Annotated in this window: 9 protein-coding genes and 1 tRNA gene; 6 read left to right on the top strand and 4 right to left on the bottom strand. The window is 46.9% G+C overall.

Annotated features, from left to right (window positions below; genetic code table 11):
- The first annotated feature begins 16 nt into the window (after nucleotides 1-16).
- Nucleotides 17-2722, top strand: a complete 2706-nt coding sequence (locus K2Y22_02570) for a hypothetical protein (protein MBX9877318.1) — start codon at nucleotides 17-19, stop codon at nucleotides 2720-2722.
- Between the two features lie 61 nt (nucleotides 2723-2783).
- Nucleotides 2784-3521, top strand: a complete 738-nt coding sequence (locus tag K2Y22_02565; protein MBX9877317.1) for a hypothetical protein — start codon at nucleotides 2784-2786, stop codon at nucleotides 3519-3521.
- On the opposite strand, the gene K2Y22_02560 is transcribed toward K2Y22_02565, so the two are convergent.
- Nucleotides 3505-4521 (bottom strand): glycosyltransferase family 9 protein, encoded by a 1017-nt coding sequence (locus K2Y22_02560; protein MBX9877316.1) that lies wholly within the window; start codon nucleotides 4519-4521, stop codon nucleotides 3505-3507. The genes K2Y22_02565 and K2Y22_02560 overlap by 17 nt on opposite strands.
- 168 nt (nucleotides 4522-4689) lie before the next feature.
- On the opposite strand from K2Y22_02560, the gene K2Y22_02555 reads away from it, so the two are divergent.
- Nucleotides 4690-4995, top strand: coding sequence for a hypothetical protein (locus K2Y22_02555; protein ID MBX9877315.1), 306 nt, complete (start codon nucleotides 4690-4692; stop codon nucleotides 4993-4995).
- Here K2Y22_02555 and K2Y22_02550 read toward each other — a convergent pair.
- From K2Y22_02550 to K2Y22_02540, 3 genes are all read right to left on the bottom strand, one after another.
- Nucleotides 4992-6926 carry a hypothetical protein gene (locus tag K2Y22_02550; protein MBX9877314.1) on the bottom strand — a complete coding sequence of 645 codons (1935 nt, stop codon included), beginning with the start codon at nucleotides 6924-6926 and terminating at the stop codon, nucleotides 4992-4994. The two genes, K2Y22_02555 and K2Y22_02550, sit on opposite strands and share 4 nt — an antisense overlap.
- Nucleotides 6927-7757 carry a LysM peptidoglycan-binding domain-containing protein gene (locus tag K2Y22_02545; protein MBX9877313.1) on the bottom strand — a complete coding sequence of 277 codons (831 nt, stop codon included), beginning with the start codon at nucleotides 7755-7757 and terminating at the stop codon, nucleotides 6927-6929.
- Nucleotides 7758-7960: 203 nt separating this feature from the next.
- On the bottom strand, nucleotides 7961-11086 hold the full coding sequence (locus K2Y22_02540; protein MBX9877312.1) for an insulinase family protein: 3126 nt from the start codon (nucleotides 11084-11086) through the stop codon (nucleotides 7961-7963).
- A 114-nt stretch (nucleotides 11087-11200) separates the two neighbouring features.
- Here K2Y22_02540 and feoB point away from each other — a divergent pair, with 114 nt between their 5' ends.
- The 3 genes from feoB (at nucleotide 11201) to K2Y22_02525 (ending at nucleotide 13790) form a co-directional block, all read left to right on the top strand.
- A complete protein-coding gene (feoB, locus tag K2Y22_02535; GenBank protein ID MBX9877311.1) occupies nucleotides 11201-13252 on the top strand; it encodes a ferrous iron transport protein B in 2052 nt (683 codons plus the stop codon).
- 55 nt (nucleotides 13253-13307) lie between these two features.
- A tRNA-His gene (locus K2Y22_02530) sits at nucleotides 13308-13383 on the top strand.
- A gap of 125 nt (nucleotides 13384-13508) precedes the next feature.
- Nucleotides 13509-13790, top strand: a complete 282-nt coding sequence (locus K2Y22_02525) for a hypothetical protein (protein ID MBX9877310.1) — start codon at nucleotides 13509-13511, stop codon at nucleotides 13788-13790.
- Nucleotides 13791-13829: the final 39 nt, after the last annotated feature.

Genomic DNA, 13829 nt, shown 5'->3' with positions numbered 1-13829 from the left:
GGAAAGGAAGCTGTCTGTGTCTGGTGATATTCCAGTTGAGACTAAAAAACAAGAAGTCGAAGCCAAGCCCATAGTGCTGTCAGCTTCAGTCTCATACGACTTGTATATGCCGCAAGAGGCGATAAAGGAGCCGGTTACACCACAACAAAGTGGTGTAACCGGTTTCGTTCAAGAATGCTACTCGCCGGCAAAGAGCGACTGCAAAGAACCGAGAAAAGATACAGCAAAAGATACCCGTTCTCAGATGTCTGAAGAAAAGTTTCGCGAATTGCTCGAGAAAGGTTCGTCTGAGGATTTGCGGCGCTTAGTACTGACTCAATCAAAAATGCTTAAGTGTTTGCATGCGCGCATGGATGAGGCAAAATCGGCTGAAGAGAAAAGGGAAATGGCTAGGCTGACCGAGAAAGTTCTTAAGGACATGTCTTCAAGAATGGACGCATTGGGTAAAACTATTGACGCAAGGACAGTTGCAGCGACTGCCGATATTAAAAAAGGGATTGAGTGCGGCAAGATTGACTTGTCGACAAACTCCGCTCGCTTGAAATTTGAAACTGCAAACGGCAACTTTGATGTTAAAAGCAGCAGTAATAAATTGACTTTCAAAACTCCTGAAGGCAAGGTCAGCTACAGCGTGAAAGACGGGCAATTAGTTGAAACGCGCGACAAAGTTGATAGGGTAATCGGTAGTGCGGCAACCCGTGAGTCATATGTGTTTAAAGACGGAGCACTACAAAAGGTCGATCCTAATGAGCCATGCACGGATTCGAAAAATCCTATTATTCAACTAGGCGGTGGATGTGGGAAAACTCTGGATGCGTCTATAGAAAGTCATGGGGCTGCAGTATCATTTGATGGAGCCGGCGATCAAAAGGCTATGAACCGATATGCCGAAAATGTAAAGTCGATGGCAGAGTTGCAGCGGAAGACCAGTGAGGCTGGATTGCCGGGATCGGGTCACTGTGGCGGCGGTGATGGAAAAGGAAATCCAGGTGATCAACCAAGGCCCGTTAGTTCACGTGGAGATAACTGGGGTGGAAGTATTCCACGTGGTTCGGGTTCTACTTACGGTTCCGGTAGAGAACAAGCAAGTGGTTCGACAAGCCAGGTTGCTGAAAGAAGCGGCGGAGCAGCAGTGACGCGTGGTGATGTTTCTGCTCTTGCGCGTTGGGAAGATAATCGTTCCAATACCGCAGTTGCAAGAGCTGCCGAGCAAAGTATTTCGCAAACAGGGCTGCCGGCGCAGCAACAAATAACGGAAAGAGTGATTCAACCTGCCGTTCAGCAAATAAGTTCTTCAAATCTTTCACCCTTGGTTAGATCGGCTGATATGCCAATATCGGCAAGGCAAGCTGCAGCTGAATCAATCTCAGCAGTTAATACTGCTCAAAACTACTATAAGATGATGCAAGCTAACGCGGGGCGTGAGCAGGCTGTCCAGAAGTTGACGCCAATATCTGCAACACATCTGGCAGATGCAGCCAAGCTGCAACTACCGCTTTCACAACAACAACCATTGATGTCTCAACCAGGACTCAATAGCATTCTGAAAAATTCGATTATGAATAATCCAGCAAGTCCTTTGCTCAAGCAAATTGCTTTGCCGAATCAACAACAGCCACAACCATATAACTCCTTTGCAAAACAGAGTATTACAAGCGCAGATCCGCTCGCCAAGCCAAATCTAGCTGCTCCATACCAGGCTTTGCGTTATACAAATCCAGGATCCTTTAACCAATTGAATAAGACTGCCAATGGTGCACTCAATAGTTTTGGTAAGAGTCTAACTGAAATGCAAGACACTACCAAAGCAACGGGTAAAAACATTTTGGGTGGTCATAGTCGTCCGAATCTAATCTCTGACAATGCACCCGCTACTCATACAAGAGTGACGGACAAGTGGACGCCTGTTAAGGCAATTGCTGGTGGCGGTGGACATGCTGCTGGTGGTGATGCCGGACCGTTTATTCCAATTTCAGGTAGAGTTGGCGGAGCTGGAGCTTCAACTGGCGCTCGCGCAGAAGGTTCCAGGTTGGGCACCAAGCAAGATGGAGGCGGCAGCAACATGGCGGACGGCGGCAAAGGTGTGCAGGGAGTCAAATCCGTTGAAGGATCAAGACTAAATGGTGGCAAGAAAATTGAAGGCAATCCTGTTGATGGCGGTAAGAAGATTGAGCCCACCAAAAACAACCAGGGAGTTAAATCAGGCAACGATGTTGTAGATGATGGCAAAAGAATCCAGGGAGTTCAGGCGGTTAAGTCTGCAGATGCTACGACAAGTACTGCCGGTGGCGCTATTCGCGATAACGCGATTTTGCCCGTTGGACCAGGTGGAAATTTCGGTGGAGCAACGCCTCCTATCAAAGACACTAAAACAGCTTCGGACAAAGTCGAACAAATTGCGCAAAGCCAGCCTGAAGCCGCAACCCAAAAAGACCTCGGCTTTGGCTATACTCCACGTCGCAGCGCCTATACCATCAAGCAAGGCGATTCGCTTGAATCAATCGCCCGGAAGCGTTGGGGGGATGAGCGCTTAGCAGAACTCATCCGCACGATTAACCTTCACCGCCTAAATGTCGCCAAAGAGGGCGGACAAGCAGTCTTGAGACTCGCTGCAGGCGACGTTATTTGGCTGCCGAGCCCAATTGAAGCTGAGCGTTTTAAGAAAGTCTGTGACATTAAAGGTGATGGGCAGCATGCGCTGACAGTGGGGTTTTCCGTCTAGGAGACTTAGAGCTTTGACATTAAAGTTGGCTTAAGCTCCTATTTGGTGAGGTCACTGGAATATGTTGGAAGATTTGGCAGCAAAGAAAGACGGTCGCGAGAATTCGACCGACGGAAATAAATTGAGCCAGCAAGCTTGGGGAGCACCTGCTATAGCTGACGGTAAAGCTGCCGACAATTCAACTGCTAAAGACACGACCAAAGACGCAAAAGAGCAAAAGTCCGGTAAACCAGTCGACGCGCTTGTGCAGCATCTGCCTATTAATGATCGCTGCTCATTGGATATTTATGAGCATCACTGGGAATTGACGATGCCCAGGATAACCAAACCAGTGACTATGTCCGGTGTTAGGGTTAACGAAAAGCACCAGTTGGAAATTGTCCAGGAAAGAGGCGCAGAGACTCTTATCCAAGACAAACTCATTATGAATGATAAGGGCGAATGGACTATGAAGGATGAGAATGGCGGTCAGGTGGAGGCCATCCGATGGAAGGGAGGGTCCTATTCAAAGGAAACTCCTCAATCACTTGATCCGAAACATCCGGAACAGAAGACGATGCTTAGAGAAAGGATTTTTTCCAATGATGTACACGTGTTTCTCAAACCGAGTGGGGATATGATCCTAGTACGTCAAAATGATCATGACTACAAAAGCAAACAAGGCACCCCTGAATACGACTATGAGCGCCTAACTAATAGGTTGGTTGTGGAATTTGATAAACACCGTGTGAAATCAGTACTTGATAGAGACAAGGAATACAAGATACAGTCCAACGATGAGGCTAAAGAGTCTCCGTAACTCTTGCCCACACTGTATCGCATTGTATTTCTTGCATGCAGGCACCTGGTCCCGGCTCCGGAGTCAGCAAGCAAAACTTTGAATTCCGGCATTTGCATTTAGAGCAATTATCAATTGCTTGGCCGATATTTGTATATGGTCCATTGCGAGCAGGCAGGGTGGGTCCATATATTCCAATAACAGGAGTGCCGACAGCAACTGCTAAATGCGCAGGGCCTGTGTCGGCTGATACAACAAGACTGCATGAAGCTAAAACAGTAGCAGTTTGGGGAAGGGATAAATTTCCTGCTAATGAAATTACTTGCCCATCGAAGGCGGTAGAAATTTTTTGACAGATTTCCATGTCCTCCTTGCCGCCGACTAAAAGTGGATAGACGTTGGGTTTCGTTTTCAATTTCTCGACTAATGCAATCCAATTTTCAACGGGCCACGCTCTATGTGGACGAAGTGTACCTACAGACGGCACCAAGGCAACAAGCTGTTTGCCTGCTGCCATGGTTGAATAGAGTGGTTCTGAAATTGCTTGCAAGGAAAGCTTGTCCGTTTTAAGGGTTGGATATTTATTTTTGCGAGCGTTCAATTTTAATGGAGCGAGTGTTGAAAACAAACTATCAACGATGTGTAAGTTTGTACGTTGTTTGAATTGACGCTTGTTGTGAGTAAGGACAGTTGCTTTGTTGAATAACGTTATCAACTTTGTGCGAGTCGAACCGACTAAGTCCACAATTAAGTCGGCGTTGAATTGAGCCAACTGACCGCGCTGCGCAAATATTCCGGCCTTGCGATTGAATGGTGTCATCGCATCAATTGACGGGCATAGTTCAAGCAGGCTAAACAGGCTCTCGTGAGTCCAGTATGTCAAGCGAGCATCGGGAAAGTTTTCTTTGAGCGCGCCAGCCACAGGCGTTCCGAACATGACATCGCCGATAGCGGCTGGATGTATAATCGCTATATTCTTAAATCCCTGTCCCATAGCCGGTTTGCCTCGGTTGTCGCCCATACCTAGGGCTTCATGCATGACTGCAGGTGAGCTATTAGTTTAACCGGTAAGTTATTTAGCTTGTTTTTGACTTATCATGGTTAAATGTTATTGATACCAGTCAATGGTACGCTTGAATTAATTGACTGAAACATTGGCAAAAGAGAGACAGGAAGGCACCCACCGTATATGACTGAAGAGATCTATTACGTATTGGGTTGGCCTCAGCCAACGGGTAAGGTGGCAATCCTTTGTCGATCGCGTGGAACCAGCCCGGGACCGGCATACTGCTGGTCTAAGCGCGAAGCCATACAGCTTAGAACCAAGCTGGCCAACGACAGGCGCGGCGAAGATAACCCGGCTGCCAGACGAATCATTCGCAATCTTTTGGTTTACAAGTACCTGCTCAGGCATCCATTGCCATGGAGACCAGGCGATCTCTGGGTCTACACAGAACCCGACTACCTGGAACCAGTAGAAGCGCGTCAAGCTTAATTTATAGATTCGAGCACGTCGTCCAGGGTGTTGTAGCCGTTAAGGCTCTTTACTATGCTCATTGGTGGCAGCGCTTGCAAGATAGAGCGACCGTAGTGCTTTGTTGTGAGTCGTGGATCCAGAATTGCCACGATGCCTGTGTCTGTAGCCGTGCGGATAAGGCGACCGACACCTTGTTTGAGGCGCATGGTGGCGTGAGGCAACGCCAGGTCTCCGAACCAGCTGTTTTGTCCGTCTTTCTGCAATGCCTCACAGCGCGCTTCATATACAGGATCATCGGGTGCCTGGAAGGGAATGCGATCGATAATGACGCAACTCAATTGGTTACCGTCAATCGAAACTCCTTCCCAAAAACTAGCAGTACCGAATAAGACAGCCTGTGGTGTCTCGCGGAACCAATCCAGCAATTTCTTTCGTGGCACTTCACCTTGTCGCTTACAAGGAAATGGCAAACGGTCATTGAGTATACTGAACGCATTATTCATGCCTGAATAACTAGTGAACAACACAAAGGCCCGACCATCGCTTAGGTGCAAGATTTTCTCAATTTCGTCGGATGCTTTCAAAAAGAACTCAGGATGATTTGGCTCAGGTAACTTGCCTGGCAAATACAAAACAGACTGACGCTTGTAGTCAAATGGGCTCGAAACTTTTGCTTCCACTACTTCTGATGGAGCGCCCACTTGCCGTTTAAAAAATCCAAAAGGATTAGCACCACCTGTTGCTAGTGTGGCCGACATCCATACCGAAGAAACCAGCCCGGATTTTTTAAAGATCTTTTGATTGAGCATCTCTGAAACATCTAGTGGTGCGGCAATGACTTCCAGCTTTTGCTTTTTGAAATCACGCTCCGCCCAGACAACATAAGCAGCATCCGGCTCGATTAGTAGATCTAGGCAGTGCAAATAACCATTTATGGTTGCGATTAATCCCCGTGCTTTGAGTTTGGCTTTTTCACGTGCCATTTCTACATCGAGAATATTTTCAAAGGTTGCTTCTTCAAGCCAGGTTTTGAGAGCTGTTAGTGCCTGGTGCAAATATTGTGAGCCATCTACGCTTTGACGGAAACGAGTTTTGGCGCCGGTGCACATTTGTTCGAGGTTGATAAAGAAGCCTTCTGCCTCAACTTCCAAGTCTTTGACTATTTGAACGGGCGCTTGCAGCTTGTTGACGGATTTACTGCAGAGGACTTTTATGCCGCGGTTGCTTATCGTGGAAGAAAAAGCATCCGTTGCAATTGAAGGTAGATGTTGAGCCTCGTCAACAATCAAGTAATCATAAGTGGGCAAAATACTGCCGTCGGAAGCTGCATCTGCTAATAGTAGTGCGTGGTTGACGACCAGCAAATGCGCATCTTCGGCAAATTCTCTTGCTCTGAAGTAGTAGCAATCGTTGAACTTTGGACACTTGTTGCGCAAGCAATCATCCGAATCGGAATTGATTTCCATCCAGGTGTCTTTCGCCGGCACAAAATCAAGTTCTGAAAAGTCGCCTGTGGTGGTGTCATTAGCCCAATCTTCTAGGCGCTCATCTACGGCAGCTTCTTTTAAGTGATCTTCAAAGCGGCGCATACCCAAATAATTGCCGCGACCTTTTACTAGTGCGGCTCTTAAAGGAAATGGCAAAATGTCCTGTAGCGTCGGAATGTCTTTGTTGATGTATTGTTCTTGCAGAGCAATTGTGGCTGTCGATATGACCACACGCTTGCCGGAAAGTGCTGCTGGTATAAGAGCAGCCAAACTTTTACCTGTACCCGTTCCAGCTTCAAACAATCCTACTTGACCCGTGACAAAGCCACGGTCAATAAGATGTGCCAGCTTCAATTGTTCGGAGCGATATTCATAACCGGGCAAATGTTCACCTAGAAGCGAGAAGACATCTTCTACGCTTAGATGACTGCCGTTGCTGGTCCTGTCCGAATCGACCAACACCTACATGTTACTGTTGGCGCGGGTAGCAACTTGAATGCGAATTGGACGATAGTGCGGAAGCTTAAGTGTCTGACCTAATTCCAGAACATCGGCGCTGCGCATGCCATTGTGCTTGCAAATGGTGTCAAGCAAACGTGGGCTGACGCGCTTGTATGTTTTGTAGACAATACCTGCAAGCGTATCGCCGTTTTGTACGGTGTAAGTTGCTTGTGTCGGAATAATGAGTTCAGGAATTACATCTTCTGCCGGCTTTTGTGCAACAGCCGGAGTGGTTGGCTTGCTGACTGAAATTGTTGGAAGCGCAATAGTCGGCAGCTTGGGAGCTACAGCGGGAGCTGGTGTAGCTGCTCTATTGGTAGTTGTAGCAACAACAATTTTTTTGCTTGCAGGAGTTGATGGTGTTGATTGTGCAACGGTTGGCGCTTCTGCATGATTGAAGAGCGAAATTGCCCAAACAACAATCAACGAAACAACAGCACCTGCCATGAAACCAACAGTGAGGTACATGCTGGCGGAGCGCTTAGCCGGTGGCAGAAATTCGTTGTGGTGCATGTCATTTTGGTGATGACCAGGCCAGAGAGTTTCTAATTCGGCCGACTTGGTGCCTAAAGAAGATTCACCGTATGTAGGTGGATAGCTGGCTGCGTATTCGTTTGGTTTGACCAGTTGCGAATCATCTTCACGATAGCGCTCGTAGAAACGCTCTGAACGAGCAGGAGCAGTCGTGTAAGAGTTTTTCACCGAGGTGTATGGCTCGCGTATGAATTCCGGCAGAGAATCGAAATCTAGTTTTTCGCGCTCTGTTTTTTCTGTATCGCAGTTAATCACCATTAAGTCTCCCGACATACGAAAGGCACAGCTAGTGCCGATAAATGGGCTTCTAACCCGCCTGACATATTATTAGGAATTGTCACTCCAAAGTCAAATTCATTAACTGCGGTTTAGGATCAAGCGTATATCGTGTATAGCCTCATTGGTATTACCATTGGCGGCATATCGAATAATTGGCTAGATTAAGCGTGATCGTCACGAGATTAATTATTGACAACTTTTGTGGCTGCGCTTACCGCTTTGATAGCGTCACTATTGCCTGTCATTATCAATGTCGCTTGATTTGGTTTGAAGTTAGTGCGAATGAATTTGCCGACTGTATCTACATTTGCCGAGCGAATGGTGGCAAGTAATTGACTGACGTAGTTCGGTTCGCAGTCTTGAATTAGGCTCTCGCAAATAGTGGAAGCCATTGTGGACATGCTGCTCATCGAGCGCACCGGTATAGAGCCCAACAAATAGCGCTTGCACTCGCTTAATTCCATTGGACCTAATGGACCTTTGGAGAAAGTATCTATCTCACTTCTTACTGTCGTTACCAGCTGAGCTGCGGCTTGCGCTGGTACCGAAACTGATAGCGACCAGGCAGTGGCATCCGACAACGGATCAAGTTTGGATTCCAGAGTTCCGGAATTGACGATTTGTCCCAACTTCGTGTCTTTGCTCAACGCCAAAACCAAACGTGATATCAGTGGATGGCTAGCGAGCGCGCAATCGGCTAAAAGCAAATATGGATAATCACTATTTCCCTCGGAAAACTCCAGCAATTTTGCCAAACAAATCCGAGCATCATCTTTTTCAGTCGTCGGTATTGTCGTCCTCAGAACGCGACGACTTGCCGGTTTGACCAGAGGCTTGGCTGCGGACTTCACCGATGACCATGGTTGGAACATGCGCTCAACCAACGTACTTGCTTCATCCAGAGTGGTATCACCGGCAAAAACAATGACAGTTTGATTAGGTGTTATGTGCTCTTTGTGGAACGCTTTAACATCGGCGGATCTATATGTCGGTATCGTGCGCACGAGAGACAGGGGATCTTCCGGGTAATAGGCCGTATTTGCGGCTATCAAATTGCGCATTGCCGTGCGTTCAATTCTTGACGGCAGAGAACCTTCATTTTGGCGAACCAAGCTAATTACGTCTTGCTTTGCTTTCTCTACATCCAATTCAAGGAAAGACGGCGTAATGAGGGATTCAGCAACAATTGCCAGTTGTGATGACAAATTGTTGGACAAGCAAGCTGTTTCAAACTCGATTGTTTCTGTCTGGCAGTCAAAGCGCAGCATTGAATTTGGTTGTAGTCCAAGATCTTCTTGAGCAATTCTCAACTGTTGTTGGTTGTGTTTTGTGCTGCCATAGTTGAGTGATTCAGCTACAACTTCGGCCAGACCTTTTTTGTTGTTCGGATCATAAATTTCGCCTGCGCGAACGGCGCCACGGATTTGTACAATCGGGCTGATATGACTTTCCAAAACTGCAATTCGCAATCCGTTGGACAAAGTCTTGTACTTCAGACGGTTGAGCCAGTTTTCTGTAACCGCCGGCATCTTTGGTTTTGCCGGTTCAGCAGGTGGCACAGGTATTGCATCCGGCGATACGTCGGTCGTAATTGGTGCCGGTGTCGACATCGCTGGTGCCTTTTCTGTTGGTGGAGGCGTTGTCGCTTTTACCGGAGCTGATTTGGGTCTTAGATATGTTCTTCTTGGAGTAATGCGTTCGTAGATGCGCGGCTTACGCGGTTCGGTTTTTTCGACCGAAGACTTGACTTCAGATGTATCCGGCTCTTGCTCTGCCGCTGGTTTGTCTGATGTGGCTGCTCTCAACCTTTTGATGGGATGCAGCGCCATATCGTTAATCTTGAAGCCCATAAGCGGGACATGATCGAGAGGCTTGGAGTTGGGTATTCTCGGCTCTGACTTTGTAGCTGGCTTGGGACTTTCTTGAACAGCTTTATTCGGCACAGATTTCGGAGCTACCGGCGACTCCAAATAACCAATTACACGATTTTCTGGAACCAAATATAGACGAGCAACGCGTTGCAGGTCTCCTGATGAAACTGAATGCAAGCGAATAGCCCAGTCTTTTGCTGTGCGCTTGTTGGAAATAACATCAAAGAAGCCAGTGTGAAAACCTAGCTCGTAAGGGCTGTCACATTCATTATGAAATGCAAATTCTGCCAATAGTCGCGCGCGCTTCAAATCGCTCTCCGACACAAGTTGTGTCTTCAGCTGATTGATTATCAGATCTAAGCCTTCAAGCAGTTTCTTCAAATTGCTGCCGGGATTTGCCTGGCAAGTCAATGTAAACAAGCTGGGATCTTTGTGAGCTTCGTAGTAAGAAGCTGCAGATGTGAATAGCTTGGTTGTCGGATTGATTTTTAACTTTAGGCGTCCGGAATAGGTCGCGTTGAGCAATTGCTCAAGTACGACGAAAGCCGGAGCGTCTTCTTCATCAACACCTGGGCAGTGATAAGCAATCTGAATAGCGTCTTGCTTTGTTGCGTGCACCATCGTTACTTGGCGCTCGCCGCGTTGAGCCGGCTCTACAATGGAGACTGTTGGGATCGGGCTTGCTGAAATCGGTATGCTGCCAAAATACTTTTTGACCATCCCCTGGGCTGCTTCTTTCTGAATATCACCGGCAATTACCAGAGTGGCATTATTGGGCCAGAAATAGTGGTCATAGAATTCTTTTACGTCGGCAACTTTCAAATTATCCAGGTCAGACTTCCAGCCAATCGAAGGATTGCGATATGGGTGCCTCACGAAAGCCAGTGACCGCACTTCTCTTGAGAGAATATCTAGGGGGTCTTTGGTTTTGTCGTCAAGCTCATCGTTGACTTCTTCAATGGCATTGCGTAGGTCGTCTTCGGTGAAATTAGCGTTGCGCATGCGCTCTGACTCAATCTTCAGCGCCAACTCTAATTTGTTGGATGGCAGAGTCTCGAAAAAGGTAATGAAGTCGTCTGATGTGTAGCCGTTGAATTGCCCACCATTGCGCACAATTGCTGAAGCTAGGTCGTCTTTCTTGAAACTACCGATATTGCCGAATAGTAGGTGTTCTAAAACGTGGGCGGTCCCTGTTTTGCCTAATGGATCGTTGCTTGCTGCTGTGTGATACCACATCAAGCATGAAACAACCGGAAACGCCGGTGTCTCAATCAAAATGACTTTGAGTCCGTTTGGTAATTCTAAATATGCCGGTGCGGTTGTTTTGTTGTCTTCAGAAGTCTCAGCCAGTGCAACAGATGTTGTCTGAATGAATGCCAAACACAAAACGCACAGTACTGCGAGCGCTTTTTGAATGCCGATGTTCAAAGTGAGCATTTGGTGTCGCCTTATTAAAAACTTCATTGTATAGGTTTAGTGCATAGCCATTGAACGGAAACTTTCTAATTGATAATATTTCTCAACTAGGGCATTTTCCGAGGAAATTGGCAGTTGACGCCGGTAGTTGTTTATCCTGAAAAGACCGCCAGCATTGGAGTCGATGCAGGTAAAAGCACTACTTTGCAATTGGATACGATTGTTCTTGCCGGCAACCCCAACGTTGGAAAATCTGTAATTTTTAATGCTTTGACAGGCGCCCAAGCTGATGTTTCCAACTACCCAGGCACAACTATTGACATCGCCTCTGGAAAAATGGGCGACTATCATCTGGCAGATACGCCGGGCGTTTATGGTGTCTCCAGCTTCAACGATGAAGAACGCGCGGCAAGACGCATGATCTTAGAGGCAGATCTCGTTGTAAATGTAGCCTCCGCCTTGAGTCTTGATCGTGATCTCTTTTTGACACAGCAATTGATTGATATGCAAAAGCCTATGCTTCTCGTGCTCAATCAATTTGACGAAGCAATTGCGCGTGGTGTCACTATCGATATAGACAAACTGGTGCAATTGCTGGGCATACCGGTGTTAACCTGCGTTGCCGTGAAAGGTCAGGGAATTGAAGAAATCAAATCCAACATCAAAAATGCATGCGTGGGAAATGTAAGCGCCTTGATTACGGATCTCGTCAAACCACTACTTGCGCATGGCCTTTCACCTTCAGAAGCACTTTTAGTAATTGAAGGTGATGAACCAACCGCATCGATGCACAACCTAACAGCCGGCAAGTGGCGATCAGAAATTTATAAAGAACGCCGCAAGCGCGTTAACGACATTGTTGCGCAAGTGGTATCAGTTGCAAAAAGCCGAGAGTCATTGTTAATAAAGCTTGGTCGCCTTTTATTGCATCCAATTTACGGCAATGTTGTTGCAATACTTGTTTGCTATTTCATTTTCTACCAATTCCTTGGTGTTTTTATCGCCGGCAATATAGTGGATATCACCGAGAAGAAAGGCATGCGCGTTTTTTATGAACCTGCAGTACGCCGTATTTGTGCAAATGTATTTCCGTCAGTCATAACTGTGGGAAACACAACTTATGCTTATCCCAATGGGACTTTTTCTGTGCCGGATCAAGCTGGTCTAATGGATGCGGAAATGACAAGCACGCCTGCTGATGATGTGAAATGGAATTTCTGGCCAAAAGCTGGAATTCTAGAATTTCTCGGCAATGCTTTAGTTGGTGACTATGGTGTTTTGACTCTTACAGTGACTTATCTAATTGGTTTGTTGATGCCGCTTGTCCTGGGCTTTTACTTGGGACTCTCTCTCTTAGAAGACTCTGGTTATCTGCCTAGGCTAGCAGTAATTGTTGATCGTCTGATGACAAAGATCGGGCTAAATGGTCGCGCTATTATTCCCCTTATTCTTGGTTTGGGTTGCGTGACAATGGCAACAATCACGACAAGACTTTTAACTACGCGCAGAGAAAAAATAATTGCAACTGCACTTCTTGGTGTGGCAATTCCCTGTTCAGCGCAACTTGGTGTTGTCTCCGGCACACTAGCCAAATCAGGAGGACCTATCGCCTGGTCAGTCTATGGAACAGTCGTCTTCGGCATTTTAGCTTTGACTGGTCTTTTGCTGAATATGGTGATGCCTGGTCAATCCGGTGCACTAGTAATTGACTTGCCACCAATGCGTCTGCCTCGTATGAGCAACGTATTGAAAAAGACATGGAAGAAGTCGTGGAATTTCTTCCGTGAGTCCGTGCCGATGTTTGCTTTAGCAGGACTGGTTGTTACGTTTGCGCAAGTCGCCGGATTATTGGATTGGTTTATCAATCTCTTGCAGCCGATTGTCGTCAATTGGTTGAAACTACCCAATGACCCGCGTATTGCTACGACGTTCATATTAGGAATCGTGCGCCGCGACTTCGCTGCCTTTGGCTTAACTGACGTCTCGTTAACAGCAGTGCAAGCAGTAGTCGCCATGATCGTTATTACGTTATTCGTGCCATGTATTGCCACAGTCGGCGTCATGATTAAGGAAAGAGGGCCGAAGGTAGCCCTGACTATTTGGGTAGGCTCCTGGTTATGTGCCTTTGCCATAGGCGGACTTTTGGCGGAAGTTTTGCCGACCATCTTTGCGTATTTTCACGCGTAGAAAAAGCCCCGAAAGCCTCACCTCTGGCTGCATGATATAATTACCGCTACTTGTGGCAGGCGTCGCCAAGTGGTTAAGGCCCCGGATTGTGGTTCCGGTATTCGGGGGTTCAAGTCCCCTCGCTTGCCCCATTTTTTAGTTTTTAAAGCATGAAAGCGTAAGTCAATCTGGCTTGCTATAAATCCTTGCATTTTTGATCTCGGCAGGTATACTCGGGTCAAGTTTGTGAGGAAGGTTGCTTCATATGAGACGGGAAATGTTCTACCGAATAATGGGGACTGTTCTTGTATTACAAGCAATGATAGGAATTGCTTGCTTCGGGCAAGGCGATACTTCGTCGTCCTGCCAGCGTGATGAATTGCTTAAGCGCGAGACTTACTTGCGCGAAGCGAAGTCTCAAATTCAACTGAAACTCAATAGGACTTATGAGCGCATTAACAAGATGAAAATGCGCGCTGCCGAACTTGAAAATGGCTTAACTCAAATTGACGACCACTTACGAAAAGTAAGCTCAGCAATTGTTGAGTTAGACAGATAATTGTTGAATATTCTAGTAAGGCATTGTTGAAGTGCAAAA

This window comes from Candidatus Obscuribacterales bacterium (assembly GCA_019744775.1).
Taxonomy (GTDB): Bacteria; Cyanobacteriota; Vampirovibrionia; order Obscuribacterales; family Obscuribacteraceae; genus SBAT01.
This window is presented reverse-complemented; position numbering and strand designations above follow the sequence as displayed.

Bases quoted from the DNA above. Each gene is read 5' to 3' on its own strand.
- K2Y22_02565 (MBX9877317.1), top strand. From the start codon at position 2,784: ATGTTGGAAGATTTGGCAGCAAAGAAAGACGGTCGCGAGAATTCGACC.
- K2Y22_02560 (MBX9877316.1), bottom strand. From the start codon at position 4,521: ATGGGCGACAACCGAGGCAAACCGGCTATGGGACAGGGATTTAAGAAT.
- K2Y22_02555 (MBX9877315.1), top strand. From the start codon at position 4,690: ATGACTGAAGAGATCTATTACGTATTGGGTTGGCCTCAGCCAACGGGT.
- K2Y22_02545 (MBX9877313.1), bottom strand. From the start codon at position 7,757: ATGGTGATTAACTGCGATACAGAAAAAACAGAGCGCGAAAAACTAGAT.
- K2Y22_02540 (MBX9877312.1), bottom strand. From the start codon at position 11,086: ATGCTCACTTTGAACATCGGCATTCAAAAAGCGCTCGCAGTACTGTGC.
- K2Y22_02525 (MBX9877310.1), top strand. From the start codon at position 13,509: ATGTTCTACCGAATAATGGGGACTGTTCTTGTATTACAAGCAATGATA.